The sequence below is a fragment of the bacterium genome, from assembly GCA_026708015.1.
Classification (GTDB): Bacteria; Actinomycetota; Acidimicrobiia; order Acidimicrobiales; family Bin134; genus Poriferisocius.
In genome coordinates this window covers 25,435-52,085 of sequence record JAPOVT010000002.1, presented here as the reverse complement: position 1 = coordinate 52,085, position 26,651 = coordinate 25,435, and the positions used below count along the sequence as shown (strand labels likewise).

General features: G+C 67.5%; 25 protein-coding genes. 18 read left to right on the top strand and 7 right to left on the bottom strand.

The window, feature by feature from the left end:
• The first annotated feature begins 77 nt into the window (after positions 1-77).
• Positions 78-647 (top strand): nuclear transport factor 2 family protein, encoded by a 570-nt coding sequence (locus tag OXG30_00265; GenBank protein MCY4133343.1) that lies wholly within the window; start codon positions 78-80, stop codon positions 645-647.
• A 3-nt stretch (positions 648-650) separates the two neighbouring features.
• Here the strand turns inward: OXG30_00265 and OXG30_00260 are convergent, their stop codons facing one another.
• Positions 651-1,310 (bottom strand): class II aldolase/adducin family protein, encoded by a 660-nt coding sequence (locus tag OXG30_00260; protein ID MCY4133342.1) that lies wholly within the window; start codon positions 1,308-1,310, stop codon positions 651-653.
• On the bottom strand, positions 1,307-2,278 hold the full coding sequence (locus OXG30_00255) for a 3-phosphoglycerate dehydrogenase (GenBank protein MCY4133341.1): 972 nt from the start codon (positions 2,276-2,278) through the stop codon (positions 1,307-1,309). Before OXG30_00255 ends, OXG30_00260 begins: the two co-directional genes overlap by 4 nt.
• 18 nt (positions 2,279-2,296) lie before the next feature.
• Here OXG30_00255 and OXG30_00250 point away from each other — a divergent pair, with 18 nt between their 5' ends.
• Genes OXG30_00250 through OXG30_00195 form a run of 12 tightly spaced genes read left to right on the top strand, consistent with a single transcriptional unit; the run spans position 2,297 to position 16,092 of the window.
• Positions 2,297-3,610 (top strand): FGGY-family carbohydrate kinase, encoded by a 1,314-nt coding sequence (locus OXG30_00250; protein ID MCY4133340.1) that lies wholly within the window; start codon positions 2,297-2,299, stop codon positions 3,608-3,610.
• Positions 3,611-3,632: 22 nt separating this feature from the next.
• Positions 3,633-4,562 carry an LLM class F420-dependent oxidoreductase gene (locus OXG30_00245; protein ID MCY4133339.1) on the top strand — a complete coding sequence of 310 codons (930 nt, stop codon included), beginning with the start codon at positions 3,633-3,635 and terminating at the stop codon, positions 4,560-4,562.
• Positions 4,563-6,221: a class I adenylate-forming enzyme family protein gene (locus tag OXG30_00240; protein ID MCY4133338.1), complete on the top strand. Its 1,659-nt coding sequence runs from the start codon at positions 4,563-4,565 to the stop codon at positions 6,219-6,221.
• On the top strand, positions 6,218-7,585 hold the full coding sequence (locus tag OXG30_00235) for an AMP-binding protein (protein ID MCY4133337.1): 1,368 nt from the start codon (positions 6,218-6,220) through the stop codon (positions 7,583-7,585). Before OXG30_00240 ends, OXG30_00235 begins: the two co-directional genes overlap by 4 nt.
• A gap of 10 nt (positions 7,586-7,595) precedes the next feature.
• Complete coding sequence (locus OXG30_00230) at positions 7,596-8,267, top strand: metal-dependent transcriptional regulator (GenBank protein MCY4133336.1); 672 nt, start codon at positions 7,596-7,598, stop codon at positions 8,265-8,267.
• A 6-nt stretch (positions 8,268-8,273) separates the two neighbouring features.
• Positions 8,274-9,455, top strand: a complete 1,182-nt coding sequence (locus OXG30_00225) for an acyl-CoA dehydrogenase family protein (GenBank protein ID MCY4133335.1) — start codon at positions 8,274-8,276, stop codon at positions 9,453-9,455.
• Between the two features lie 8 nt (positions 9,456-9,463).
• On the top strand, positions 9,464-10,297 hold the full coding sequence (locus OXG30_00220) for an enoyl-CoA hydratase (protein ID MCY4133334.1): 834 nt from the start codon (positions 9,464-9,466) through the stop codon (positions 10,295-10,297).
• Between the two features lie 32 nt (positions 10,298-10,329).
• Complete coding sequence (locus OXG30_00215; protein MCY4133333.1) at positions 10,330-11,562, top strand: CoA transferase; 1,233 nt, start codon at positions 10,330-10,332, stop codon at positions 11,560-11,562.
• A 2-nt stretch (positions 11,563-11,564) separates the two neighbouring features.
• Positions 11,565-12,788: a M24 family metallopeptidase gene (locus tag OXG30_00210; GenBank protein ID MCY4133332.1), complete on the top strand. Its 1,224-nt coding sequence runs from the start codon at positions 11,565-11,567 to the stop codon at positions 12,786-12,788.
• Between the two features lie 34 nt (positions 12,789-12,822).
• Positions 12,823-13,764 carry an aminopeptidase P family N-terminal domain-containing protein gene (locus OXG30_00205; protein MCY4133331.1) on the top strand — a complete coding sequence of 314 codons (942 nt, stop codon included), beginning with the start codon at positions 12,823-12,825 and terminating at the stop codon, positions 13,762-13,764.
• Positions 13,761-14,945, top strand: a complete 1,185-nt coding sequence (locus OXG30_00200) for an amidohydrolase family protein (protein ID MCY4133330.1) — start codon at positions 13,761-13,763, stop codon at positions 14,943-14,945. Before OXG30_00205 ends, OXG30_00200 begins: the two co-directional genes overlap by 4 nt.
• A 37-nt stretch (positions 14,946-14,982) precedes the next feature.
• Positions 14,983-16,092 (top strand): phosphotransferase family protein, encoded by a 1,110-nt coding sequence (locus tag OXG30_00195; protein MCY4133329.1) that lies wholly within the window; start codon positions 14,983-14,985, stop codon positions 16,090-16,092.
• Positions 16,093-16,096: 4 nt separating this feature from the next.
• Here OXG30_00195 and OXG30_00190 read toward each other — a convergent pair whose 3' ends face one another.
• Positions 16,097-17,380 carry a cytochrome P450 gene (locus OXG30_00190; GenBank protein ID MCY4133328.1) on the bottom strand — a complete coding sequence of 428 codons (1,284 nt, stop codon included), beginning with the start codon at positions 17,378-17,380 and terminating at the stop codon, positions 16,097-16,099.
• 42 nt (positions 17,381-17,422) lie between these two features.
• Between OXG30_00190 and OXG30_00185 the strand changes: the two genes are divergently transcribed.
• Positions 17,423-18,730, top strand: coding sequence for an acyl-CoA dehydrogenase family protein (locus OXG30_00185; protein ID MCY4133327.1), 1,308 nt, complete (start codon positions 17,423-17,425; stop codon positions 18,728-18,730).
• Between the two features lie 147 nt (positions 18,731-18,877).
• Here the strand turns inward: OXG30_00185 and OXG30_00180 are convergent, their stop codons facing one another.
• Positions 18,878-19,324 carry a YbaN family protein gene (locus OXG30_00180; protein ID MCY4133326.1) on the bottom strand — a complete coding sequence of 149 codons (447 nt, stop codon included), beginning with the start codon at positions 19,322-19,324 and terminating at the stop codon, positions 18,878-18,880.
• Positions 19,299-19,628 (bottom strand): hypothetical protein, encoded by a 330-nt coding sequence (locus OXG30_00175; protein MCY4133325.1) that lies wholly within the window; start codon positions 19,626-19,628, stop codon positions 19,299-19,301. Before OXG30_00175 ends, OXG30_00180 begins: the two co-directional genes overlap by 26 nt.
• 72 nt (positions 19,629-19,700) lie before the next feature.
• Between OXG30_00175 and OXG30_00170 the strand changes: the two genes are divergently transcribed.
• From OXG30_00170 to OXG30_00155, 4 genes are read left to right on the top strand one after another with little or no spacing between them, the layout of a single operon-like run.
• Positions 19,701-22,658, top strand: a complete 2,958-nt coding sequence (locus OXG30_00170; protein MCY4133324.1) for a PQQ-binding-like beta-propeller repeat protein — start codon at positions 19,701-19,703, stop codon at positions 22,656-22,658.
• 46 nt (positions 22,659-22,704) lie between these two features.
• The gene (locus OXG30_00165; GenBank protein MCY4133323.1) at positions 22,705-22,905 is read left to right on the top strand and encodes a ferredoxin; all 201 of its coding nucleotides are present in this window, start codon (positions 22,705-22,707) and stop codon (positions 22,903-22,905) included.
• Positions 22,905-24,077 carry a cytochrome P450 gene (locus OXG30_00160; protein ID MCY4133322.1) on the top strand — a complete coding sequence of 391 codons (1,173 nt, stop codon included), beginning with the start codon at positions 22,905-22,907 and terminating at the stop codon, positions 24,075-24,077. The genes OXG30_00165 and OXG30_00160 overlap by 1 nt, the downstream gene beginning before the upstream one ends.
• A complete protein-coding gene (locus tag OXG30_00155) occupies positions 24,074-25,315 on the top strand; it encodes a CoA transferase (protein ID MCY4133321.1) in 1,242 nt (413 codons plus the stop codon). Before OXG30_00160 ends, OXG30_00155 begins: the two co-directional genes overlap by 4 nt.
• A gap of 23 nt (positions 25,316-25,338) precedes the next feature.
• Here OXG30_00155 and OXG30_00150 read toward each other — a convergent pair whose 3' ends face one another.
• Positions 25,339-26,316 (bottom strand): class I SAM-dependent methyltransferase, encoded by a 978-nt coding sequence (locus tag OXG30_00150; GenBank protein MCY4133320.1) that lies wholly within the window; start codon positions 26,314-26,316, stop codon positions 25,339-25,341.
• A complete protein-coding gene (locus OXG30_00145; protein MCY4133319.1) occupies positions 26,291-26,575 on the bottom strand; it encodes a hypothetical protein in 285 nt (94 codons plus the stop codon). Before OXG30_00145 ends, OXG30_00150 begins: the two co-directional genes overlap by 26 nt.
• Between the last annotated feature and the right edge of the window lie 76 nt (positions 26,576-26,651).

Below are 26,651 nucleotides of genomic sequence, written 5' to 3'. Positions count from 1 at the left end.
CAGCTACTCGAAGCCTCTGCTTGTGACGCTGGAGGTGTTGAACCTCTATCGTCTGGGCAGAACGAAAGGCGAGACCGATGAAGATGAACCCTAACAAGACGTGGCGCTTGGTGGAAGAGCGGCTGGAGGCCGAGACAGATCCCCGGAGGCGCCATGTACTGGGGTTGGTGCTGGCCCACATGAAGTGCGAGGCCCAGGCCGACATCGAGGGGGTGGTGGCCACCCTCAGCGACAAGCCCCAGTACATCATCTGGTCGAACCCCGACGATCCCATCGCCAGCCCCGGCGGTGACCGCGACGCAATTCGAGGCTTCTACGACCGCAGCATCGTGCAGACCGGCGCCCACCGGTTGGAGTTCGACTGCGACCGGGTCATCGTCGACGACGACGCCGTGTTCACCGAGGGGATGATGCGCATGGCCTACCCCGGCCGCACGCTCGAGGCCATGGGCATTGAGGTACCCGACGTGGACTCCTACTACGTCGCCCAGTCCCGTATGGGCATCGTGTGGCCCGTCGACCTCGACGACCCCGAGGCCCGGCTCACCGGCGAAGAGGTCTACTCGGCCAACGATGCCTTCGAAGGCGTCGCCGACCGCCCCATCAGCCTCGAAGAAATCGTCCCCCTCGAACTCGTCTCCGTCTGACCGCTACGTGGCCGACCAGGTCTCGCGGCGGAGGTAGGCGTAGACGCCTTCAAAGTCGGAGCGGGCTTTGTCGGGCAATTCGACGACATCGCCGAGGCGGCTGGCGCCCCACACGATGCGGGCGGTGTGCTCGGCCACTAGGGCGGCGTGCAGGGCGTGGTCGGGCGACTCGCCGATGCACAGCATTCCGTGGTTGGCCATCAGCACCGCTGAGCGGTCAGCCAGGTGGCGCACCACCTCTTCGCCCAGCTCATCGGAACCGGTGGTCCGATAGTCGCTCACCGCAACGTTCCCGCCCAGATACACGATGACCTCCTCGATCACCGCGGGAATGCTCTTGTGGGCCACCGCGAACATCGAGGCGTGAATCGGGTGGCAGTGCACCACCCCGCCCACCTCGGGGAAGGCTCGATAACAGGCCAGGTGCATTTCCTTCTCGGTGGACGGCCGAGACGTGCCCTCTTGCAGGTTCCCGTCCAGGTCCACCGCCGCCAGGTTGTCGATGCTCACTTGGTCGTAGGGCAGCGACGACGGCGTCAACCAGATCATCCCGTCCTCGGCGCGCCCCGACACGTTTCCCGCGGTGCCCACCACCAGCCCCGCGGCGTCCATCGCCTGAGCGGCCGCCATCACTTGAGCTCGAATGTCGACGCGGTCGGTCATCGCCATACCTCCGGGTTGGCCAGGCGGTGGGGGCGCTCGCCGGCCAAGAGCCGGCAAATGTCCTCCACCACCATGTCGGTCTGATTCACCTCGGTGTCGTAGGTGGCACCGCCAATGTGCGGTGTCAGCACCACGTTGTCGAGCTTGGTTAGCGGATGGCCATCCGGGAGGATCTCTCCCCGCACATGGTCGAGGCCCGCGCCCCCCAGATGCCCCGATGCCAAGGCATCCACCAGGGCTTCAGTGTCGTGCAGCGCGGCCCGAGCGGTGTTCACATAGATGGACCCCCGCCGCATGGCCGCAAACTGGTCGGCGCCGATCATTCCAGCCGTTTCCGGAAGCACAGGGGCGTGCATCGACACCACGTCGGCGCTGGCTAGCAGTTCGTCCAGCTCGCAGTCGGCGTCGGGCTGATAGGGGTCGTGGGCGATCACCTTCATCCCCAGGCCCTCGAACCGCCATTTGGCTGCTCGCCCCACTGCCCCCAGCCCCACCAGACCCACGGTGCGCCCGGCCATCTGCCACGCCCGATACCGCTGATAAGGGATGGTGTCAGTGAACACGGTGCCCGCCCGCATGTCCCGGTCGCCCAGGATCACGCGGCGGTTGACGGCAAACATCAGCGCTACCGCCATCTCAGCCACTGCGTCGGCGTTGCGCCCCGGAGCGTGCAGCACCGGAATGCCCGCCGCAGTGGCCCCGGCCACATCCACGTTGGTGGGATCGCCCCGGGTGGAGGCCACCGCCCGCAGCGGGTGCTCGAACACCGGCCCTTTGCACTCGTCGGCCTCGCACACCAACAGGTCGGCCGACATCTCCGCCAGGCGGGCGGCCAGGTCATCGGCCCCCAAGAGCCGAATCGGCTGGTGCTCGATCCACGGATCGAACTCCACGTCGGCCACATCCCGCAGCCGGTCCAAGCCTGGCCCCCGCAGCGGAGCGGTCACCAGCGCCCTCGGTTTGCTCACGCCACAAGCGTAGGGTTGATGGCTGTGGATGAGGCAGTTCAGGTGACGGTGGGCATCGACATCGGCACCACCTCGGTGAAGGCGGTGGCCGTCGACGGCGACGGCGACGTGCAGACTCGCGCCCGCATACCCCACGCCGTCAACGCCCCCACCCCAGCGGTGCTCGAACACGATGCCGCCGCGGTTTGGGGCACCAGCGTGGTCGAGGCCTGCGACGCCGTTTCGGCTGGTCACCGAGTGGCGGGCATCGGCTTGGCCGCCATGGTCCCGTCGCTGGCCGCGGTCGATTCCGATGGGACGCCCGTCTCGCCGGGCATCTTGTACGGCGATCACCGGGGCCACCATCCCGACGGCGAGTTCGTCGGGTTTCTCCGCTCGCTGGAACAGGCTGTGCCCCACGCCCACGCCTATTGGCCCGCCCAGGCGGCGGCCAGCCAGGCGCTGTGCGGCGCCGCCGTCATCGACGCCATCACCGCCATGACCTGCCTGCCGGTGTTCGGCACCGACGGCTGGGACGGCCAATGGTGCGACCCCGCCAAGCTCCCCCAATTGGCCATGGACTCCACCCCTGTCGGCTATCGGGGCGATGCGCCGGTAGCCGCCGGCACGGTCGACGCACTGGCCGAGCAACTCGTGGCCGGGGCCGACTCGCCCGGCGACGTACTGGTGATCTGCGGCACCACCCTCATCACCTGGGCGGTGGCCGAGGGGTGGCCCGAGGCCGAGGGACTGTGGACAATTCCCCATCTCCAGACTGGCCTGGCCGCCATCGGCGGGCCGAGCAATGCCGGTGGCCTGTTCCTCGAGCGGGTGCGAGCTCTCACCGGCGATCCCGCCGACGAGCCTTCCCACCCCGACCGCATGCCGCTGTGGGTGCCCTACATCCGGGGCGAGCGCACCCCTCGCCACGATCCCGACCTGCGGGCCGCACTGGTGGGTCTGGATGTGGGCCACGGTCCCGCCGACGTCCTGGCCGCCGCTTACGAGGCCGCCGGTTTCGTCGTTCGCCACCATCTCGACCTTGCCGGCACCAGCCCCGAGCGCATCGTGGCCGTGGGCGGGGGAACCCATGTGGAGCGCTGGATGCAGGCCCTGGCCGACGCCACCAGCCTGCCGGTGGACGTCACTGCCGTGCCCGAGGGCGCGGCCAAAGGAGCGGCCTGGATGGCCCGCATCAGCGCCGGTCTGGAATCCAACGACCTGGCCCAAGCCCGCCGCTGGGCCCGCACCGGTCACCGGGTCGAGCCCCGGTCCGACTGGGCCGAGGCCTGCGATCGCCGCTATCCGCAATGGCGGGCCGCTTGCGACGCCCGGAGCGGTGCTGCACAGTAGGGCGCGCACGAAAAGGAGACCCATGAAGTTCGCAGTGACGTTTCCGATGGTGGCCCATCCGTGGGACCAAAGGCTGACAACCAAGCAGGGCGTGGTGGATTTCGCCCGCACCGCCGAGGAGTCCGGCTTCGACGGACTGGGTTTCACCGACCACCCCGCCCCCACCGACCGCTGGCTCAATGCCGGTGGCCACGATGCCGTGGACCCGTTTGCCGCCCTGGCCTTCTGCGCCGCCGTGACCGACCGCATCAAGCTGATCCCCAACATCGTCGTGGTGCCCTACCGAAACCCGTTCATCATGGCCAAGGCCATCGCCACCATCGACGCCTTCTCCGGCGGGCGGTTCATCTTCGCCACCGGCTCCGGCTATCTCAAGGGCGAGTTCAAGGCCCTCGGCGTCGACTTCAACAACCGCAACCAGATCTTCGACGAGGCCATTGAGGCCATGATCGGTATCTGGACCACCGACGATTTCGCCTACGAGGGCAGCAATTTCACCGCTTTGGGCCAGACCGCCAACCCCAAGCCGGTGCAGAAGCCCCATCCCCCCATCTGGATCGGGGGCAACTCCAAGCGTGCCCGCCGGCGGGTGGCCACCGTCGCCAACGGCTGGACCCCGTTTCCCGCCCCTCGTGCGCTGGCCACCACGGCCAGGACCCCGCCGCTGGAGACCCTGGATGACTTGGCGGCCCTGCTCGACGAGCTGTGGACCTATGTCGACGAGGCGGGGCGCGATCCGGCCGACATCGACGTCAGCTATCTGAACCACGTCGGCGGCCGACCGGCCGGCCCCGACTTCGATGCCGACGCTCACATCGCCGCCCTGGCCGACCTGGAAGCGTTGGGAGTGACGTGGATCACGGTGAACCTTCCTGGTGATGACATCGAGGCCACCCTCGACACCATGCGCCGCTACGGCGAATCGGTCATCGCCCCTTCCCAGAGCCCATAGATGCCCAACACCGCCGAGCCCGGCCCCGGTACCCAGCCGGTCGAGTTCCCGCCATTCGAACCGACCGTTCCCCAGATGATCCGGGCCGCGGTCGAGGCCCATGGCCCCCGGGAACTCGGAGTGCTCGACGACCGGAGGATGACCTTCGCCGACGCCGAGGCCGCCTCAGCGGCCATCGCCAAGGGGCTCCTGGCCATTGGTGTGGGCAAGGGCACTCGGGTGGGGCTCCTAGCCCCCAACAGTCCCGACTGGATCGCCGCCTGGCTGGCCATCGGGCGCATCGGGGCCATCGGCGTGCTGGCCAACACCTACTACAAGTCTCGGGAGCTCGACTGGGTACTGCGCCACGCCGATGTGCAGGTGCTGTTGACTGTGTCCCGATTCCTGGGCCACGACTATCTGGCCCGACTCGAAGAAGTCGTCTCCCCCGGCCAAGACCCGGTCATCACCTCCCCGTCGCACCCTCTTCTGCGCTCGGTGTGGGTCTGGGGCCGGTGCGACGCTCCGTGGGCTGCGCCGATGGACGATCTGCTGGCCGCCGGAGAAGCCGTCAGCGACGAAGTGCTGGCCGCCGCCGAATTCCAGGTGGGTCCGACCGACGAATTCACCGTGGTGTACACGTCGGGCAGCACCTCGTCGCCCAAAGGGGCCGTCCACACCCAGGGAGCGGTGGTTTGCCACGCCCACAATCTGTGGCAGTTTCGGGACTTGGAACCCGGCGACCGCATCTACACCGCCATGCCCCTGTTCTGGGTGGGAGGCATGGTGATGTCACTGGTGGGTTCGATCTACGCCGGAACCTGCCTGGTCTTTGACGAGAGATTCGAGCCCGGCGCCACCCTGGCCCTCATCGAGAGGGAAAGGGTGACTTTGGTCTTCGGCTGGCCCCACATGGCCCAATTGCTCGTCAACCATCCCGACTTCACCCAACGCGACCTCTCCTCGGTGCGGGGCGGCAGTCTCTATTCCCTCCTTCCCCCCGAAATGCAGATCAACGATCCCGAACTGCGGGTCAACTCCTTGGGCATGACTGAGACCCTGGGCCCCCACACCCTGGGCGTGATGGGCTCCCGGCTGCCCGAGGAGAAGCGGGGCTCGTTCGGCTGGGCGGTGCCCGGCATGGAGCACCGGATTGTGAATCCCGAGACAGGTGAAGACTGCCCGACGGGGGAGAAGGGCGAGGTGTGGGTGCGGGGCTACGCCCTCATGTCCCGGCTGTACAAAGTGGACCGAGCCGACACCTTTACCCCCGATGGCTGGTACCGCACCGGCGACAGCGGCTACTTCGACGCCGACGGCTACTTCTATTTCACCGGCCGGATGGGCGACCTCATCAAGTCGTCGGGCATGAACATCGCCCCCCGAGAGATCGAGCTGGTGCTGGAAGAGCCCGACGAGGTCACCCACGCCTTCGTGTGCGGCGTGCCCCACCCCGACCGCCTCGAAGACGTGGCCGCCGCGGTGGTGCTGCGGCCGGGACAGACCCTTACCGCCGAAGAGCTCAGGAAATATGTCGCAGAGCGGGTCGCCTCCTACAAGGTCCCTCGCCACATCGCGGTCTACAACACCCCCGACCACTTGCCCTGGCTCGATTCGGGCAAGATCAACCTGACGGGCGTGAGAGCGCTGCTGGCCGAGCGCTTCGCAGACGACCCATGATCCACGAGATGCTCACGGTCGTGCCCCGGCGAGACGACCTCATCGTGGCCGGCGACCGCCGCCTGTCCTCCGACGAGGTGTTCGCCTGGGCTGCTCAAACCGCGTCCGCACTCGAATCGGGCCAGCCCGCCGCCTTCCAACTCCCCACCAGCCCCGAGGCCGTGGTGGCCTATCGGGCGTGCTGGCAGGCCGGTGCGGTGGCCGTTCCTCTGCTGTATGCCGACGAGGGCCGCCAGCGATCCCACGCCTTCGCCGCGCTCGGTATCGACCGCCTGTTGGACCCATCCGACCATCCCGTAGCCGGCGATGCCTCCCACCGCCGCACCGCCCAAAACCGACCCGACGACCGAGCTCTCATCATGTTCACCTCCGGCTCCTCCGGCGTGCCCAAGGGCGTGGTCCACACCCAGGCCGCCCTGGCCTACAAGACCCGCCAGACCATCTCCTTCCAGGGCCTCACCTCTGAAGACTCCGTTCTATTCCCCGCCTCATTGGCCCACGTCGCTGGGCTGCTTCACGGGGTGCTTGTCCCCGGCGCCGTGCCGATGAAGACCGTGCTCATGACCCGCTGGGATCCGGGCGAGGCGCTGGCCCTCATCGAAAAAGAGCAGGTCACATACATGATCGGCCCTCCCACTTTCTTCAACGACCTCATGGACCATCCCGACTTCAGTCCCAGTCGCACCGCTTCATTCCGGTTCTTGTCCATCGGCGGCTCCAGCGTGACCCCTTCCTTCGTGAACCGGGCCCGAGACGCCTTCGGGTGCGTCGTCAAACGGGCCTACGGCTCCACCGAGGCCCCCACCGTCACCACCTGCACCGCCGCCGACGATCCTGATCGCATGGCCAACACCGACGGCCGCCCATTCGCCCCCACCCAGATCAGGATCGACGAGTATGGCGAAATCCAGGTGTTCGGCCCCGAAGTGACCGTCGGCTATCTCGACCCCGCCCACACCGCGGCCGCCTTCACCGAAGACGGCTGGTTCCGCACCGGCGACCTGGGTGCCATCGACGCCGACGGCTACCTCACCGTCATCGGGCGGCTGGGCGACAAGATCATACGGGGCAGCGAGAACATCGACGCCGTCGAGGTTGAGGCCATACTCGAGTCCCACCCCGCGGTGAGCCAGGCGGTGGCGCTGGGGGAGCCCAACGACCGCCTTGGCGAGCGGGTGGCCGCCTTCGTGGTGGCCGACGGCCCCTTCGACCTCGACGAGTGCCGCCGCTGGTTCTCCGAGGCCGGCGCGGCCCGCTTTATGACCCCCGAGCGCATCATCGCGGTTGACGACATGCCCACGATGGCCTCCGGCAAACCCGACAAGTCCAAGCTGTCCCGGCTGTTGGAAGACTCCGCTGGGTAGACTTCCGGTCGTGGCTCACTACGAGACCCCCGAGTGGCATCCGGCCTTCGAGGAATACTGCGAGACCATTTTCGAGCTGGCCGAAGACGACGTCGACGTTATCCAGGCCCGAGTGGCCGAACGCCTCGAGGTGTCCCGCCCCGCCGTGTCCGAGATGATCCACCGGCTGGAGGCCGAGGGCCTGGTCACCCTCAAGGGCCGGGCCATCGAACTGTCCCCCGACGGGATGGACTTGGCCGAGCGGGTGGTGCGCCGCCACCGCCTGGCCGAAGTGTTCCTCACCCAGGTGCTGGGTCTGTCGTGGGCCGACGCCCACGCCGAGGCCGGCAAGTGGGAGCACGTCATCTCGCCCCTGGTGGAGCAGGCCATGATGCGAGTGCTCGACGACCCCACCACCTGTCCTCACGGCAACCCCATCCCCGGTTCCGACTACCAGGCCCCCCCGACCAAGGCGCTGGCCAAGATCGAGGTGGGCCAGCGCTTCGTGGTCACCCGCATCACCGAGGAGCTGGAGTTCACCGAAGGATTGCTCGACTTCCTGGAGGGCTCTTCGGTGGTCCCCGGTGCCGAAGGGGTCATCACCGCCTCCTCCCCCGACGGCACCACCACGGTGGAGATCGACGGCAATCACGTCGGCATCGGCGGTTTCGCCAGCGAGCGCATCCTCGTCACCGCCGCCTGACGGTACGTGGACCTAGCCCCCACACCGGAGCAAGAAGCGTTCCGACACGAATGCCGGCAGTGGCTTCAAGAAAATCTGCCCTGGGAGTACGGCCAGGGCCTGCCCCCGCTGTTCGATGACCTGGCAGAAGAGGTCGCCTTCCTCCGCAAGTGGCAGGCTGCGCTGGCCGAAGCCCGACTTGTCGGCGTGTCCTGGCCGGTTGAATTCGGCGGCCGGGGGGCCGGTCCACTCGATCACTACATCGTCCAGGAGGAACTGGCCCGAGCCCGGGCCCCTGAGCTGGTGGGCCGCTTGGGCGTGAATCTGATCGGCCCCACCATCCTGGCCCACGGTACCGCCGAGCAGAAGCAGCGCTGGCTCCCCTCAATCCTCCCCGCCGAGCAGCTCTTCTGCCAGCTGTTCAGCGAGCCCGATGCCGGCAGCGACTTGGCCTCGCTGTCCACCCGGGCCACCCCCGCCGACGGCGGTTGGCGGCTCAGCGGCCAGAAGGTGTGGACGTCTTACGCCCAGTTCGCCGACTGGGGCCTGTGCCTGGCCCGATCCCACCCCGACGAGCCCAAGCACCGGGGCATTACCGCCTTCATGGTCGACATGCACGCCTCCGGGGTCGACATCCACCCCCTGCGCCAGATCACCGATGAGTCCGACTTCAACGAGGTCTTCCTCAACGACGTGTTCGTGGCCGACGACCAGGTGATCGGCGAGCTCGGCAACGGTTGGCGGGTGTCGCAGTCCACTCTCAGCGTGGAGCGGGGCACCAATCCCCGCCAGCTCGTCATCCACCTCCAACTCCTCGAAGAGCTGTTCCGCCTGGCCGCCGAAACCGGCCGAAACCAAGACCCCGTGATCCGCCAGGCCTTGGCCTACTCCTACATCGAAGTCCGCCTGTTCCAGCTTCAGAACTGGCGGGTGCTGTCCCGGCTGGCCCACGGTCGCGACCACGGCCCGGAGTCGGCCACCGCCAAGCTCTTCTGGAGTGAGATGAGCCAGCGCCTGCACCGCACTGCCATGGATGTGCTGGGTGCCGCTGGCCCCCTGTGGCGGGGTGACTCCCACAACCCCGGCGAAGGCCGCTGGCAGCGATCCTGGCTGTACTATCAAGCTGCGACAATCTTCGCCGGAACCAGCGAAATCCAGCGCAACATCATCGGGGAGCGCACCCTGGGTCTGCCGAGGGAACCTCGTTAGGAGTTCTTATGAGCACCGATTTCGACACCATCGAATACAGGGTCGACGAGGCTGTGGCCACCATCACCTTGAACCGGCCTGATGTGGCCAACGCCCAGGACACCCAGCTCATCGACGAGCTCGACGCCGCTTTCGACCTGGCCGAGGCCGACGACGAGGTGCGGGTGGTGGTGATGGCCGCCAATGGCCGCCACTTCTCCGCCGGCCATGATCTGAAGGCCCTGGTGGGCGATGTGGAGCCCGACAAGTGGAGGCAGATGCGGGCCACCCCCGAGGGCAAGTTCCACCACGAGAAGACCATGTACTTCGACCGGTGCCTGCGCATCCGCGACTTCCCCAAGCCCACCATCGCCGCCGTTCACGGCAAGTGCATCGCCGCCGGCGTGATGCTGGCCTGCATGTGCGACCTGATCGTGGCCTCCGACGACGCCTCCTTCCAGAACCCGGTGCTGCGCATGACCGGCGCCGCGGTGGAGATCCTCATCGAGCCCTGGGAGATGCCCCCCCGCAAGGCCAAGGAGTTCCTGCTCACCGCCCAGACCATTTCCGCCGCCGACGCCGAGCGCCTGGGCATGGTCAACCGGGTGGTGCCCCGTGACGACCTGACCGCTGTCGTGTACGAGATGGCCGAGGCCATCGCCCAAGTCCCCCCGGCCACCGCTGCGGTGGTGAAGCGGTCTATCAACAAGACGCTGGAGTTCATGGGCCAGAGGGACTCCTGGGACTACCACTTCATGGCCCATCACTGGATGCACAACACCGACACCGCTCTAGGCGCGCTGGACCGGCGCATGCAGAAGTCGTCGATGAAGGAAGTCTTCGCCGAGCACCGGGATGGCTAAGTCGCCCTCAGTTCCAATGAACGGGCACCGGAATGCGTAAGCCGCTGGCCGGTCTGCGGGTGCTTGACGTGGGCACCCGGATCGCCGCCCCGTTCTGCGCCGGCATCCTCGGCGAGCAAGGCGCCGAGGTCATCAAGATCGAACAGCCCGGCACCGGCGATCCCCTGCGCACTCTCGGTCCCTACGCCAACCCCGGCGAGGACGGGGAGGGGGAGCCAGGGGAGGGGAGCGACCACCCCTACTCGCTGTTCTGGGCCGTGGAGGGCCGGGGCCGCAAATCGGTCACCCTCGATCTGCGCCAGCCCCGGGGCCAGGAGCTGTTCCACCAGCTCGCCGCCCACGCCGACGTGTTGTGCGAGAACTTCCGCCCCGGCACCCTGGAGCGCTGGAACATCCACCCCGAGGTGCTGCCCCACCGCCTGGTCACCGTGCGCATCAGCGGATACGGCCAGGACGGCCCCAAGTCGCTGCTCCCCGGTCTCGACCGCAACGGCGTGGCCTTCGGCGGCCTGCTGCACCTCACCGGCGAGTCCGGCCGTGCCCCTGTCCGACCCGGCGTCACCGTCGCCGACTACCTCACCGGGGTGTTCGCCGCCCAGGCTGCCACCGCCCTGTTGTACGACCGCGACATCGGCGGTAGCGGGGAAGGTGGGGTGATCGACGCCTACCTGTACGGCTCGGTGTTGCGCATCATGGAGTGGACCCACGCTGCCTACCACCACCTCGGCCTAGTGCGAAACCGCGTCGGCAACCGGGTCGACCACTCGGCTCCGATCAACAACTACCCCAGCCGCGACGGCCGTTGGGTGTGCATCACCGCGGCCACACAGGCCAATTTCGCCCGCCTGTGCGCGGCCATGGGCCGTCCCGAGCTGGTAGAGGATCCAAAATTCGCCACCACCAGCGCCCGAGTCGCCAACGGCGGCGAGATCAACCAGATCGTGAGCGACTGGACCGCCCAGCTTGATGCCGCCGACATCGAAGCCCGCTGTGTGGCCCACAATGTGCCGGCGGCTACCGCCTACGACGCCGCCGACATCGCCAACGATCCCCACGTCATCGCCCGCGGCGACCTCGTTGCCATCGACGACCCGGTGGTCGGCTCCCTGCCCCAACAAGCCCCCTTCCCCCGCTTCGACGGCCAGCCCCCGCCCGTCCCTGCCGGTGCCCCCCGCCTCGGCCAGCACACCGACGAAGTGCTCACCGAGCTGTGCAACCCCACCCCCGATGAGTTGGCCTCCCTGCGAGCCGACGGCATCATCTGACCATGCCCATCGCCAGCGCCGCCCCTGAGTTGGAGCTCGACGTGGGGCGGTTGCGGCGGGATCGCTACGCCAAGCTGCAATTCCAGATGGCCGTCGACGGGCTCGACGCCTTGGTGCTGCTCCACGCCCCTCACGTGGCCTATGCCACCGACTGCCTTCCCAAGGGCGTCGACGCCACCCACGCCTCGGCCAACCGTCCCGTGGCCGTGGTGCTCGCCGACCACCCCCAGCCCTGCCTTCTGGGCGGCGATCCCGATGGCCTCGACGTCGATCCCCATCCGGCGGTGTGGCCCGACATCGACGAGGGGGCCGCCGACCTCGGCGTCCAGCTCGACGCCATTCTCGGCCAACACGCCCGCAGCGGGCGGGTCGGCATCGATCTGATGACCGGGGCCATGCGCCGCACCGGCGTGCTGTCGGCCGCCGAGATCACCGACGCCGCCAACACCATGGGCGCGGTCAAGCTCCGCAAGACCGTCGACGAGCTGGCCTGCATCCACCAGGCCCAAGCCCGCACCAGCCGGGCCATGGCCACCGTGCAAGAAGCCCTGGTCCCCGGCGTGCGCCGCAGCGAGCTGGCCGCGGTGTTCCTCCGCCGCCTCCGGGAAGAGGGCATCGACGCCAACATGATCGACGTCATCTTCCAGCCCATGGCCCGGCGCATGGCCGACGGCCCCCGCACCACCACCAGGCATCTGGCCTTCCCCACCTGGTCGGGCGACCCCGTCTACGCCGAGGGCGACCTCATCTGGGTAGACGCCGGCAGCGACTACCACGGCTACGCCTCCGACTTCGGCCGCACCTGGACGGTCGGCCGCCCGCCCACCGGTGCCGAGCAGAGCTGCTTCGAGCGGTGGCTGGCGGTGATGGACGCTTCCTACGACGCCATCTCCCCCGGCGCCACCTTCGCCGACGTGTGCGCCGCGGCCACCGCGGCCGATGCCGCCCACCAGCCCGACGGCGAGCGCCCGTGGATGCCCCACTTCTACCTCGTTCACGGGGTGGGCATCGAGAGCGCCGAGATGCCCTTCCTGGGCACCGACAACGGCCCGGACTTCGACGCCGCCAACACCCTGGAGCCCGGCATGGTCATGGTGCTGGAGCCCGCCATCTGGGAGGACGGCACCGGCGGCTACCGGGCCGAGGAGATCGTGGCCGTCACCGAAAACGGCTGGATCCCCCTGGGCGGCGGCCATCCCTACGACCCCTTCGAAGTGCCGCGATGACTTATCACTCTTCGTCCCTCATCGAGGTGCCGACATGAGCCTCCACCTCCAGCGCCGGACCCGAGCGGTCGAAGCCCTGGCCGCCGCCGGCATCGACATGCTGGTCGCCGGCCGACAAGACCACATCAACTACATCACCGGCGCCCACCAGCTCTGGACCGCCGGAACCCGCCCGTTCGGACCGGTCTGCACCCTGAATGTCGCCACCGGCGAGATCTTCCTGCTGTCCACCTGGGACGAGGGCGTCCCCGACGACATCGATATCGACCACCTCCACGGCATCACCTGGAACGGGGCGATCATCTACCAGCGCCTGGCCGCCAACCCGGGCATGGCCACCGCCCAGCGAGTGGGGGTCGACGCCTGGTCACCGGGCATGGCGGGGCTGCTCAGCGCGGTGGCCCCCAACGCCGATGTCGTCCCCGTTGACGACGTCTTGCTCCAGGCCCGCCGCACCAAGATGCCCTCCGAGGTCGATGCCATCCGGGCGGCCTGCTCCGTGGCCGCCGGAGCCGTAGCCGCCGCCCTCACCCACTCCGGCACCGATGCCCAGCGCCTGGGCGCCGGGGTGGAGGCCATGGCCCTGGCCGGATCGTCCACTCCCGCCGCCGAGCCCCTGGTCGAGGGCAACATCGTCGATTTCAGCTGCCTGCGCTCCCACTACGAGGGCGGCCTAGGCCGCACCGCCAGCGCCGCCTCGCCTGCCGCCCGCCCCCACGCCGCTCTCATCGCGGCATGCGTTCCCGGCGCCACCGGCCAAGACCTCCGCCGAGCCGCCCCCGACGGCGAATGGCTGGTGCGAGGAAGCGGCATGGGATTCGAGCCCCCGGTCATCAACGCCCGCTACGGAGCAAGCGAAGTCCTCGAAGAACACATGGTGCTCAGCGTGAGCGCCCACACCGGCGAGGAATATGCTCGCGACACGGTCCTCGTCACCGAATCAACCCCCGAAATCCTCTCCCCGGAGGAGCCATGACCCTCGACTATCACGCCTACGACGCCGACAATCACCTCTACGAGCCCATCGACGCCTTCACCCGCCACCTGCCCGAGCGCTATAGCAGCGCCATCCGGTACGTGGACATCGAGGGCCGCACCAAGATCGCCATCAACAACAAGATCAGCGAGTACATCCCCAATCCCACCTTCGAGGTGGTCGCCCCTCCTGGCGCCTGGGAGGAGTACCACCGGGGCAACAACCCCGAAGGCAAGACCCTGCGCCAGTTCTCCGGCAGACCCATCCGCTGTCTTCCCGCCTTCCGCCACCCCGACGACCGAGTCAAGCTGCTCGACGAGCAGGGGGTGTACGCCACGCTGCTGTTCCCCACCCTGGCCTCATTGCTCGAAGAGCGGATGAAGGACGACATCGAGCTCACCCACGCCGCCATAACCGCCTTCAACCGCTGGATGCTGGACGAATGGACGTTCAACTACCACGACCGCATCTTCCCCACCCCGATCATCACCCTGCCCGACCCCCGCCGGGCCATCGAAGAGCTGGAGTGGGCCGTGGACAACGGGGCTCGGGCCGTGCTGATCCGCCCCGCCCCGGTACCCGCTGTGCGGGGCTCCCGCTCTATGGGACTGCCCGAGTTCGACGACTTCTGGAATGCGGTGGAGCAAACCGGGATCCTGGTCACCTGCCATGCCTCCGACTCCGGCTATGACACCTACGCCAGCGACTGGGAGGGCGGCCGCGACGAGTTCCTGCCGTTCAAGCCCGCCGCCTTCCGCACGGTTATCAGCCACGGCCGGCCCATCTTCGACACCATCGCGGCGATGATCTGCCACGGCTTGTTCGAGCGCCATCCCGACGTGCGGGTGGCCTGCATTGAGAACGGCTCCACCTGGGTGGCCCCGCTGTTGTCGGAGCTGTCCCAGGCCTACGGCAAGATGCCCCAGGAGTTTGGCGAAGACCCAGTGGAGACCTTCCGTCGCCACATCTCGGTGAGCCCGTTCTATGAGGAGGACATCTCCGGCCTCATCGACGACATCGGCATCGACCGGGTGCTGTTCGGATCCGACTTCCCCCACCCCGAAGGACTCGCCCAACCCCTTGACTTCTTCAAGGAAGTCGAAGACCAAAGCCCCGAAGGCCAGCGCAAGGTCATGTCTGAAAATCTCAAAGAGCTTCTCACTTTGAGGCCAGCAGCATGACTAACCTCAAAGAGCTTCTCACCCTTCGCCCTGCCGCATGAGCGAACAAGCCGAGTCAGCCACGGATTCCAGCGTCTTCTCGCGCACCGACACCGACGAGGCCTCCGAGGCCGAGCGCACCAAAGGCCTGATCGAGCCCGTCGCCCTGGGGGAGTGGATGGACGCCCAAGGCCTCCCCGGCCAGTGCGAGCCCGTCACCAGCCGGTTCATCTCCGGCGGCGCCTCCAACGAGATCTTCGAGGTATGCCGGGGTGAGCACCGCTGGGCCCTGCGGCGACCGCCCCGCAAGGTTCCCGAGGGCCGCAACGAGACCATGATGCGGGAGTACCGCATTCTCTCCGCGTTGGCCGACACCGACGTCCCCCACGCTCGGGCCGCGGGCGGCACCGACGACACCAGCATCATCGGAGCGGCCTTCTACCTCATGGATTTCGTCGACGGCTGGTCGCCCATCAGTGAGCCCGGCTGGCCCGAGCCGTTCGCCTCCGACATGGACGCCCGTCCTGCCCTGGCCTATGAGCTGGTCGACGCCATCGCCCGGTTGTCCAAGGTCGACTGGCAGGCCAACGGGCTCGAGGGACTGGGCCGCCCCGACGGCTTCCACGAGCGCCAGGTCGACCGCTGGTACGCCCACCTCGACCGGTTCAAGTTCCGCGACATCCCCGGCCTCGATACCGCCGGCGACTGGCTCCGAGGCCGCACTCCCCGCAGCTATACGCCCGGCATCATGCACGGCGACTACCAGTTCGCCAATGTGATGTTCCACCACGGCGCCCCCGCCCGTATGGCCGCCGTCGTCGACTGGGAGATGGGCACCGTGGGCGACCCGCTGCTCGACCTGGCCTGGGTGGTGATGAACTGGCCCGAGGACGAGGCCAGCCGCCCCTCGGTGGGCTACGTCGACTACGAGGGTCTGCCCTTCCGCGACGAGCTGCTGGACCGCTATGCCACCATGTCGGGCCGCGACGTGGAAGAGATCGACTACTACGTGATCCTGGCCCGCTTCAAGCTGGCCATCGTGCTCGAGGGCGGCTACGCCCGCTTCGTAGCCGGCGGGGCCGACAACCCCCGCATGGAGGCCTTCGGCCGCGTCGTCCTCGACCTAGCCCGAGACGCCGCCGCCTTGGCCCAAACCACCAAGCTCTAGCGGCTCAAACCTCCCACAGCACCGAGAGGGTAGCGGGGGCGCGGAAGGCCAGGCCGGCGATATTGGGAGGCTCGGCGTCGGGGTCGAGGCGCAGGCCGGGGAGACGGTCGAGCAGGTGCTCCAGCACCGCCCGCATCTCCATCCGGGCCAGGTGGATGCCCAGGCACAGGTGCGGCCCAGTGGCGAAGGCAATGTGCGATTTGGGCTGGCGGAAGATGTCGAACACCTCGGGGTCGTCCCAGCGGGAGGGGTCGTGGTTGGCCGAGCCCAGGGAGGTGTTCACCGCCGTCCCCGCCCGAACTTCGATGCCGTCCACCACTGCATCGGCCGTCGCGGTGCGGGAAATTCCGGTCAGGGGCGCCTCCCACCGCAGCGCTTCCTCCACCGCGGCGGTCACCAGCGACCGGTCGGCCCGCACTGCGTCTAACTGGTCCGGATTCGAGAGCAACCCCACCATCATGTTGCTGGCCGCCCTGTAAGTGGTCTCCGCCCCCGCCGGCAGGAGCAACCGGCAGAAGGCGATGATCTCGTCGTTGGTGAGCCGCTGCCCGTCCAGCTCGGCGTGGGCCAACAAGCTGATCAGGTCCTCCTGCGGTTCGGCCCGCCGATTTTCCACCACCGGCTCCAGGTAGTCGTACAGCCATTGCGACGCGGCAAACCCCCGCTCGATCTGAGAGGCCATGTTCGTGATCTCCACCGCCCGGCGGTAGAAGGCGGGCAGATCAGACTCCGGCAGCCCCAGCGCGATGGCGATCACGTGTACCGGGAACACGAACATCAGCTCGTGTACCAGGTCGGCCCGCCCCCGGTCGACAAAGGCGTCGATGTAGTGGTCCAGCACCGGGTTCACGATCTCGTGCTCCCACCGCTCCATCTCCCGGCGGGTGAACGCCTGCTGGATCAGCTTGCGGTACCGCCCGTGCTCGGGCTCGTCCATCTCCAAGATGGTGTGGCCCATCACCAGCCCCATCGACTCGGCGTAGCCCGCCGATGAGAACGTGGCCCCGTCCCGCAGCACCGCCTCCACCCCGTCGTACGACAGCACGTTCACGATGTCCCGGTCTCCGGCCATAAGGTCGCTCACGCTCACCGCCCCCAGCATCTGCGACACGCTGCCCCGGTGAACCGGGCATTGGGACAGCAGCTCGGTGTACACGTCGTAGGGGTTGATGGAGTGCTCGGCCCCTTGGGCTTGGTCGAAGGCGTCGAACGGGTCGTACCCTTCGTCACCGGGTTCGGGGGCTCGGGCGGCCGCTAAAATCTCGCCCGGAGTCATCTCGAACTTCATATTGAACCACTGTAAATCCAACCCAGAGAGTGCGGTAATCCCATGGCCATCGATTTTTCGGTCGAACCCGAATTCCAAGAGAAGCTCGACTGGATGGACACTTTCGTCACCGAGGAGATCGAGCCCATCGATCTCTACTTCCGGGGCGAGGTCAACCCCTTCGACCGCACCAACGAAACGGCCAATGCCCTGATAGCGCCCCTTCAGAAGCAGGTGCAAGACAACAGTCTGTGGGCCTGCCACATGGGCCCCCATCTCGGCGGCCTCGGTTACGGCCAGGTGAAGCTGGCCCTGATGAACGAGATCCTGGGCCGGGCGCTGTGGGCCCAGGTGGTGTTCGGCTGCCAGGCCCCCGACTCGGGCAACGCCGAGATCATCGCCCACTACGGCACCGACGAGCAGAAGGAGCTCTACCTCCAGCCGCTGCTCGATGGCAAAATCTCCTCCACCTACGCCATGACCGAGCCCCAGGGTGGCTCCGACCCCAACTACTTCACCTGTAGGGCCCACCGCGACGGCGACGAATGGGTGATCAACGGCGAGAAGTGGTTCGCCTCCAACTTCAAGTACGCCCGGTTCATGATCGTCATGCTCATCACCAACCCCGACGTGTCGGTGTACCGGGGCTCGTCGATGATGCTGGTGCCCACCGACACCCCCGGCATCGAGGTGGTGGCCAACGTGGGCCTGGGCACCGAGGACCTCGAAGATGGCGACCACGCTTACCTCCGCTTCAACGACGTGCGGGTGCCGGCCGAGAACCTGCTGGGCGACGAGGGGTCGGGCTTCAAGATCGCCCAGACCCGCCTCGGCGGCGGCCGGGTCCATCACGGCATGCGCTCGGTGGGGGTGGCCCAGCGGGCCCTCGACATGATGTGCGAGCGGGTGCTGTCCCGGGAGACCAAGGGCTCACTGATTGGCGAGAAGCAGTCCATCCAGCATTGGATCGCCGACTCTTGGATCCAGATCCAGCAGTTCCGCCTCCAGGTGCTCCACACCGCCTGGCTGATCGACAACGAGGGCGACTACGCCAAGGTCCGCCAGCACATCGCCGGCGTCAAGGTGGCCACCCCCAAGGTGCTGATCGACGTGGTGTACCGGGCCATGCACGCCCACGGCTCACTGGGCGTGTCCAATCTCATGCCCCTCACCTCCATGTGGCTGTCCGGCCCGGTCATGGGCATCGCCGACGGTCCCACCGAGGTCCACAAAGACACCATCGCCAAGCAGATCCTCAAGAGCTACAAGCCCTCCGACGGCCTCTTCCCCTCAATGCACCTCCCCACCCGCATAGCCAACGCCCGCGCCTACATCGAATCCCGCATCGAACACGAGATTGCGAATCTCTAGTGCACAAGGCCAAGTGCTGGGGCTACACTGTCCAATAGAAGCCGGGGCGGGGGGCAGAGCGGACGAAAGCTTTAGGCCCCGCCCCGGCTCCATTTTGATCTTACCTGAATTAGACGAAAATAGATTGAAAATCTTTGAAATCTATTCTCAGTCGGGTCTAGATGTGGGTACTCGCCCAAAGATGTACGCCAACCCCACAAGGCCCAACCCAATCACGACGCCCCGCCACGTCCATGAGCTGAGAGCCAGGCCCGTACTCAGCCCGACCGCGACCACGATCATGGTTCCGGCAATGACTTTCGCTCGCCACGGCATCCCCAACCCAGACCGATAGTCGGCTACCAGCTTGCCCACACCGGGCAAGTTCAAGACCCAGCGCTCCATTCGCTCGCTGGAACGAGAAAACGCCGCTGCGGCCATGATGAAGAACACCGTCGACGGCAGGCCGGGAACAATGATCCCGATTGCCCCTACTGCTACACACAAAAGCCCGCCGACAACCCACAGCCCTCGCACCAGCGGGTTGCTGGCCACTTTGGAGTGGCTGAGGGCAGCGGAATCGTCGGGCTCAGCCGGCGAGCTCGACGATGTCACTGACTGTCAGGTAGCACAGCAATCCGATCACCAGAACGTTGACCGTGCTCACCGGCCACTTAAACCGGTGGTCGGCCCCCCAGAACCGTCGGATGCTCAGACCATTGAACACGATGGCCACCAGCCCGATGGGCAGGCTTATGGCCGGCCCCACCGTGTCGGCCACGCCCAGCACCGGCAGCAGAAACGGGAGCACCAGATAGGTCAGCAGGCACCGGGTTCCCGACACCACCATCGACTGGCTGAATCGGCGTTCGGCCGTGTTGGGAGCCTGGACTTCGGCCGGTGCGGTATCAACGGTCATTCGCCCTCAGTCTCCCACTCAAGGTCCGTCGCCGTCTCACCCAGTGGCAGGTTTCGTTACGATCATCAGGCCATGATCCGGCTACCGCGGCTCGTCGCCATTCTGCTTGCCTTTGCCCTCATCGCGGCCGCCTGCGGAAACGACGATGACGACCAGCTCGCGGCCCCCACCCCAGCCGCAACCCCCGCGGCAACTGCCGAGCCCACCGAGGCTGCGGCCCCCACCCCAGACCCGACGGCCCAACCCGTCGTTCCCGCTCCCACCGGCCCCACCTGCGACTGGCCGATGTGGGGCCACGGCATCGACCGCACCTTCTCCTACCCCTGCGATAGCGGGATCAACCCCGACACCGCCGCCAGTCTCCGCCGCATCTGGTACTTCAACACCAGCGACGTGGTCACCGCCGCCCCGGTGGTGGTCGACGGCACGCTCTACGTGGGCGACTGGGCCGGGCGGTTCTACGCCCTCGATGCCGCCGACGGCACCGAGCTCTGGCACTACGACTCCGAGTACCACGACAACGTCTACGCCGGGCAGATCACCTCGTCGGCCTCTTACACCGTTATCAACGGCACTCCCGCGGTGGTGTTCAACGCCGGGCGCACCATCCACGCCCTCAACGCCGCCGATGGGACCGTGATCTGGACCCACGCCCGCGGCGAGCCTGGCTGGCCCACCGAGTTCGAGACCACCCCCATCGTGGTGGAAGATCGGGTGATCGCCACCTTCGACACCCACAACGCCCCCTTCCCCGCTGGCGTGGTGGCTGTCAGCCTGGCCACCGGCGAAGAGCTCTGGCACTTCGATCTCGAAGGCGGCGACCACCGGGGCTGCGGAGGCGTCTGGGGCTCGCCCTCGGTCGACCTCGAGCGCCGCCTGATGTTCGCCGGCAGCGCCAACTGCCCCACCTCCCCCGACGGGTGGGGGCCCTACACCGAGGCCCTGTTCGCGGTGAACATCGACACCGGCGAGCCAGCCTGGAGCTTCCAGCCCCACCCGCCCAACAACGACGACTCCGACTTTGCCGGCGTGCCGGTGCTGTTCAGCGCCAACGGCCAAGACCTGGTCGGCCTGGGCAACAAGGACGCCGTGTTCTACGTGGTGAACCGCGACACCGGCGAGCTGGTGTGGAGCACCCGGGCCACCGCCGACAACGTGATCCGCCCCAACTTCTCCAGCGGCGGCTTCATCGGCCCCGCCGCCTACGCCGACGGGATTATCGCCGGCGGCACCGGGGTGGCCGACTGCCCCTGCATGCACGCCTTCGACGCCGCCACCGGCGACATCGTCTGGCAGCAGCAGGCCGTCGGTCCCACCTATTCGCCCACCACCGAGGTGAGCGGCGTGGTGTTCGTGGGCTCGCTCGACTTCACCCTGCGGGCTCTGCGCCTCGACGACGGCGAGGTGCTGTGGTCCGACGAGCTCACCGGGCTGATCTCCGGGGGAGTGGCCATCGTGGGCGACGACATGTGGGCCGTGGCCGGCTTCCGCGAGCCGGGCTCAGCGGGCCCGTCGGAGACCTCCGGGGTGTTCCGCTACACCGTCGCTCCCGATGTGGAGGCCGCCGAGCAAACCGCCCCCGAAGAGGAGCCGGAGCCCGAAGCCGGCCAGGTTCGCCTGGTGGGAGCGTCGGGCCGCTGCATCGACGCCCCCTGCGACGTCGGCTTCGACTTCAAGACCCCACCGCCGGGCACCGACCCCCAGCTCACTCTGTCTATCCAAACCGATCCCTTCGAGCTCACCGTCACCTCCAGCGGCCTGGGCGACCCCGCCGCCTGGCTCCGAGAGGGGAGCGATGCCGCCGCCGTCGGCGCCTCGGCCTATGGCGTGCTGGTGTCCGAGCGCGACGACCGCCCCTCGGGCGGCTACCTGTGCGTGCTCGATGACCAGGGCGGCTGCACCGCCCGCACCGTGCCCCGCCCCGGCGCCTCCTACAACCGCATCAGCCTGCTGGCCCTAAACGACACCACCACCATTCCTGGCCCCGCCGACGGCTTCGACCGCCTGGTGGCCAGCATCGGCTTCAATCCGCCGCTGCAAACCGAGCCCCTCGACCCGCCCACCTACCTGGTGTTCAGTCCTCAGGGCAACAACCTGGTGGTATACGGCGACAACGGCGGCATTCAACGCCTCATCACCAACGCCCGAGAAGATCCCAACGGCCGCGACATCAACGGCCAGGTGTGCTTCACCGACGACGGCCGCTTCATTGCCGGCGAGGACACCGGCCAGCCCGAAATCCCCGCCGGATTCGGCATCTTCGATCTCGACGGCGACTCACTCGGCACCCTGTCCGCCATCCAGGTCGGCAAGCTCACCCCCGATTTCGAGTCGGCCGACAGCCAGCCCGAGCCCTATGGCTGCGCCTTCTTGCCCGACGGCCGCCTGCTCACCACCGACGTGGGCAACCAGGCATCGGGACCGGGCACCGGCCAGCTCACCGTGTGGTTCCCGCCCTACGACGGAGCCCGCTGCGTGGTGGCCGACTACATCGCCACCGCCCAGCAACTGGCCGCCGACGGCGACGACGTGCTGTTGGCCTCGGCCCGCGCCCCCACCATCGGGGTGCAGCGCTTCTCCAACCTGCCTCGCTCTGCCGATGAGTGCGACCCCGATGCGGTCACCGTCGAGCTGTTCATCGCCGTGGGCGACGGTGTGAGCCTCACCACCGGCATCGCCGCCGACGGCCGCGGCGGGTGGTACGTATCCGACACGCTCACCGGCGTCATCAACCAGTACGACGGCGACGGCAACTATCTGCGCACCGTGCTGGCGCCGCCCGAAGGCGAGGGGCTGGGCCTCGAGCCGATCAGCACCGGTTCCCCTCTGGGCATCGCCGTGGGCCCCGACGGCACTCTCTACTACGCCGACTTGGCTCTGGCCCTCAACGACGGAAACATCGGCCCCACGGGTGGCCAGGGCACCGTGCGACGCATCCGCTTCGACGCCGACAACCAGCCCATGGCCCCCGAGACCATCGATTACGGCCTCAACTTCCCCGACGGCCTCGGCGTCCTCCCCATCCCATGACCGCCGCTGCGAGCCGCACGGGCCGATTGGCCTACGCTTCGCGCTGATGCGCATTCGGGTCGACACCGAGCTCTGCCAGGGCCACGGGCGCTGCTACATGCTGGCCCCCGACCTGTTTGACGCTGACGACGACGGCTACTGCCAGCCCACCGGTGAGCGCCAAGTGCCCCCCGAGCTGGCCGACCAGGCCCGCAAGGCATTCATGAACTGCCCCGAAGACGCCATCATCCTGACCGAGGAGACCTGATGACCGACGCCAAGAAATACTCGCTCGAGCCGCCCGAGGTGGCCCGCAATCCCCACGACACCTATCGGGAGATCCGCGACAACGCCCCAGTAACCGAACTGGGCGGTCGAAGCCAGTCTGGAGCGATCACCCTGAGCCGCCACGAGGACGTGATGCGGGCCTTCCAAACCCCCGAGGTTTTCTCCTCCGACCCCGGCGCGGTAGAGATCGGCAACATCCGCCCCCTGGTGCCCCTCCAGATCGACCCACCCCACCACCGCAAGCACCGCAAGGCGCTCGACCCGCTGTTCGCCCCTAAGCAGATGGCCAAACACGAACCCCGGGTGCGGGAGTTGATTCGCGACCTCATCGACAAGGTGGCCGACCAGGGCCACTGCAACTTCCACCACGACATCGCCGAGCCCCTGCCCTCCACCATCTTCTTGGAGCTGCTGGGCCTGCCGGTGAGCCGGGTGGACGAGTTCCTCGCCCTCAAAGACGGCATCATCCGCCCGCCAGCCCGCTCCATGGAAGAGCGCCGGGAGAAGGTGAAGGCCACCGGCCAGAAGATCTACGCCGCCCTTGAAGAGGTGGTGGAGGCCCGCATGGCCCAGCGCGAAGACGACTTCCTGTCCACCCTCATCGACGCCGAGGTCGAGGGCCAGCCCCTAAGCCGCGACGACGTGGTCGACATCGGCTACCTGTTCTTCCTGGCCGGGCTCGACACCGTATCGGCCTCCCTGGAGTGCATGGTGGCGTTTCTGGCCCAGAATCCCGGCCATCGCCAGCGGCTGGTGGACGAGCCCGAGGTGATACCCCACGCCGTGGAGGAGATGCTGCGCTACGAGAGCCCGGTGGCCAGCGCGGCCCGCCTCACCGCCGTCGATACCGAGGTCAACGGCTGCCCCATCTCCGCGGGCACCCGCATCCACGTCCTCATCGGCTCGGCCAACACCGACGAGCGGGCCTGGCCCACGCCCGATGAGGTGGACTTCGATCGGGAGTCCAAGAAGCACATCGCCTTCGGGGCCGGGGTCCACCGCTGCCTGGGGTCCCACCTGGCCCGCATGGAGTTGCGGGTAGCCCTCGAAGAGTGGCACGCCCGGGTGCCCCACTACCGCTTGGCCGACGGCTTGGAGTTGGAGTTCAGCCAAGGCATCCGCCAAATCGACAACCTGGAGTTGGTCTGGTGAGCGAGAACACAGCCCCGCCCAGCCGCCCCCTCGAAGGCATTCGTGTCATCGAGGTGGCCAGCTGGATGTTCGTCCCCTCCGGCGGCTCAGTGCTGGTCGATTGGGGGGCCGACGTCATCAAGGTGGAGCACCCGGTCACCGGCGACCCCCAGCGGGGTCTCATCACCTCCGGCCTGGTCCCCGGCGGCGCCGGCGGCGTCAACTTTATGATCGAGCAGCCCAACCGGGGCAAGCGCTCCATCGGCTTGAACCTGGCCCACCCCGATGGCCGGGAGATGCTGATGAAGCTGGTGGAGACCGCCGATGTGTTCCTCACCAACTACATGCCCCCGGTGCGCCGCAAGCTCCGCATCGACACCGACGATCTGCGGGAGCGCAACCCCCAGATCATCATTGCCCGGGGCTCGGGCCAGGGCCCCCACGGCCCCGACGCTGAGAAGGGCGGCTACGACGGTGCCTCCTTCTGGGCCCGGGGCGGCATGGGCGCCACCCTGCCGGCCCGCCCCGATGGCTGGCCCATGAGCCAGCCCGCCCCCGCTTTCGGCGACGTCATGGGGGGCATGGCCACCGCCGGGGCAATCGCCGCCGCCCTCTACCAGCGGGCCTCTACCGGCGAGCCCTCCATTGTCGACGTGTCGCTGCTGGCCACCGCCATGTGGCAGCTGTCGCCCCTGGTCATCGCGGGCAAGCTCTTCGGCATGGACCGGCTCCCGCCCCACGACCGCACCAAAACCCCCAACCCCGTGGTCAACACCTACCGCACATCCGACGACCGCTTTCTCAGCTTCATCCTGCTCCAGGCCGACAAGCACTGGGCCCAGCTCTGCGAGTGCATCGGCCGCCCCGAGCTGATCGACGACCCCAAGTTCGTCGACATGGCCGCCCGGGCCGACAACAACCAGGAGTGCGTCGCCCTCCTCGACGAGGTGTTCGAGTCCCAGCCCTTGGCCTACTGGAAGGAGGCCCTGGCCGACTTCAAAGGGGTGTGGATCCCGTTCCAGACCCTCAGCGAGCTCTACGAAGACCCCCAGGCCATCGCCAACGGCTACCTCCCGGCTATGACCACCGGCGACGGCCAAGAGGTCCAGCTCGTGGCCAACCCCGCCATGTTCAACGAGCAGCCCGTCACCGTCGACCGAGCCCCCGAACACGGCGAGCACACCGAGACCCTCCTCCTCGAAGCCGGCATCGCCTGGGACGACATCGCCGCCATGAAGGAGTCGGGGGCAATCCTCTAGCCCGGCGGTACCGCGGCGGTTCGCTACCCCGTCTCGGGCTTGCGGACCAAAAAGCAGTACAGCGGTGTGAATATCCCGGTCTTGCCCCCGGCCACGTAGGCCTTGGCGGTTTCATCGAGCAGCTCCACAACGTCGGCGGAGGCCTTAGGGATGATTCCCAGCCCCTGGGCCAGTCTCGACGCCCCGTGCATCACCTTGCGGCTCAGCGGAATCCGGCGCAGGTCGCTGCCCCGGGTGCCCCGATTGGTTTCCATGGGCGTATACCACGGTGTCGACAGATCACCCTCCACCACGCCTCGGTCCTTACCCTCGATGATCTGAAATCCCGCCTTTTCGAGCGCCCGATCCACCTCGTTTGTGGTGGCGATGTCCTTGAGCGCGATGCCGTGCATCAGATCCCGCTTGATGGCCTGGTGCTGGTCGTCTTGAGGGTCGAACTTGTCGGTCATGCACATTTCCTGGCCCCAAAACAGAGCGCCGGGCTTCAGCACGCGGTAGATCTCAGCGAACGCGCCAGCCTTGTCCGGGGCATGGCACGTCGCTTCGATGGTGTAACCCCGGTCGAACGTGTTGTCGGCGGCGGCGCCCATGTCCATGAAGCTGCATGCGAGGTAATCGACCATGTCTTCGATCCCGGCCGCCGCGTTCAACGCCTTCGTCCGTTCCAGCTGGACTTCGCTGTTATTCACTCCCACTATCCGCACACCGGCTTCACGAACCACCCGGCGCATCGGCCCGCCGATGCCGCAGCCCACATCCACCACCGTCATGCCCTCGCTCAGCTCCAGCTTTTCGATCATCAGCCGCTGGTGCCGGATCTTGGAGTCCTCCAGGGTCTCTTGGGGCGACAGGGGAGCGAAGTGCAGGGATTCGCCCCAGCCGAACACCATGAACTCGCTGCAAAGGTTGTAGTACTCCTTGACGGTATCGGCGTGGTTGTAGACGGTGGGGTCGACGTCCTCGGCTTGCGCTCGATCAGTCCATCCTTCGAAGTGCTGCACCCGATCGCCTACGTTCGACCCGCGGTACGCGGCCTTCAGCCTGCTGGGCAGTTTGTGGAGTTCCATAATTCAATACCGTCTCAATTCGAGAATAGGGCAGCGGCGATAGAGGCAGCGATGCGGGTCTGGTCTTGGAGAGGCCCGAAACGAAATGGGTCAGGTCGTTGAAGCGTTCCAGCGTGGCGTTGGCAAGCTGCTCGGCCACGAACGGCGCCACCAAGGCCGGTGGGTCGGCGTCGGTGCCCACCGCCACGGTCACCGGGCACCCTTGGTCGAAGCGATGATCCGGGGCTCGCTCATGGCCGAAAAACCGGGCCTGCTGCGGTGAGAGCAAA

What these genes read in the sequence shown, in the direction of transcription:
- OXG30_00265 (MCY4133343.1), top strand. Translation starts at nt 78, where the DNA reads ATGAAGATGAACCCTAACAAGACGTGGCGCTTGGTGGAAGAGCGGCTG.
- OXG30_00260 (MCY4133342.1), bottom strand. Translation starts at nt 1,310, where the DNA reads ATGACCGACCGCGTCGACATTCGAGCTCAAGTGATGGCGGCCGCTCAG.
- OXG30_00250 (MCY4133340.1), top strand. Translation starts at nt 2,297, where the DNA reads ATGGCTGTGGATGAGGCAGTTCAGGTGACGGTGGGCATCGACATCGGC.
- OXG30_00245 (MCY4133339.1), top strand. Translation starts at nt 3,633, where the DNA reads ATGAAGTTCGCAGTGACGTTTCCGATGGTGGCCCATCCGTGGGACCAA.
- OXG30_00240 (MCY4133338.1), top strand. Translation starts at nt 4,563, where the DNA reads ATGCCCAACACCGCCGAGCCCGGCCCCGGTACCCAGCCGGTCGAGTTC.
- OXG30_00235 (MCY4133337.1), top strand. Translation starts at nt 6,218, where the DNA reads ATGATCCACGAGATGCTCACGGTCGTGCCCCGGCGAGACGACCTCATC.
- OXG30_00220 (MCY4133334.1), top strand. Translation starts at nt 9,464, where the DNA reads ATGAGCACCGATTTCGACACCATCGAATACAGGGTCGACGAGGCTGTG.
- OXG30_00215 (MCY4133333.1), top strand. Translation starts at nt 10,330, where the DNA reads ATGCGTAAGCCGCTGGCCGGTCTGCGGGTGCTTGACGTGGGCACCCGG.
- OXG30_00210 (MCY4133332.1), top strand. Translation starts at nt 11,565, where the DNA reads ATGCCCATCGCCAGCGCCGCCCCTGAGTTGGAGCTCGACGTGGGGCGG.
- OXG30_00205 (MCY4133331.1), top strand. Translation starts at nt 12,823, where the DNA reads ATGAGCCTCCACCTCCAGCGCCGGACCCGAGCGGTCGAAGCCCTGGCC.
- OXG30_00200 (MCY4133330.1), top strand. Translation starts at nt 13,761, where the DNA reads ATGACCCTCGACTATCACGCCTACGACGCCGACAATCACCTCTACGAG.
- OXG30_00195 (MCY4133329.1), top strand. Translation starts at nt 14,983, where the DNA reads ATGAGCGAACAAGCCGAGTCAGCCACGGATTCCAGCGTCTTCTCGCGC.
- OXG30_00190 (MCY4133328.1), bottom strand. Translation starts at nt 17,380, where the DNA reads ATGAAGTTCGAGATGACTCCGGGCGAGATTTTAGCGGCCGCCCGAGCC.
- OXG30_00185 (MCY4133327.1), top strand. Translation starts at nt 17,423, where the DNA reads ATGGCCATCGATTTTTCGGTCGAACCCGAATTCCAAGAGAAGCTCGAC.
- OXG30_00175 (MCY4133325.1), bottom strand. Translation starts at nt 19,628, where the DNA reads ATGACCGTTGATACCGCACCGGCCGAAGTCCAGGCTCCCAACACGGCC.
- OXG30_00170 (MCY4133324.1), top strand. Translation starts at nt 19,701, where the DNA reads ATGATCCGGCTACCGCGGCTCGTCGCCATTCTGCTTGCCTTTGCCCTC.
- OXG30_00165 (MCY4133323.1), top strand. Translation starts at nt 22,705, where the DNA reads ATGCGCATTCGGGTCGACACCGAGCTCTGCCAGGGCCACGGGCGCTGC.
- OXG30_00160 (MCY4133322.1), top strand. Translation starts at nt 22,905, where the DNA reads ATGACCGACGCCAAGAAATACTCGCTCGAGCCGCCCGAGGTGGCCCGC.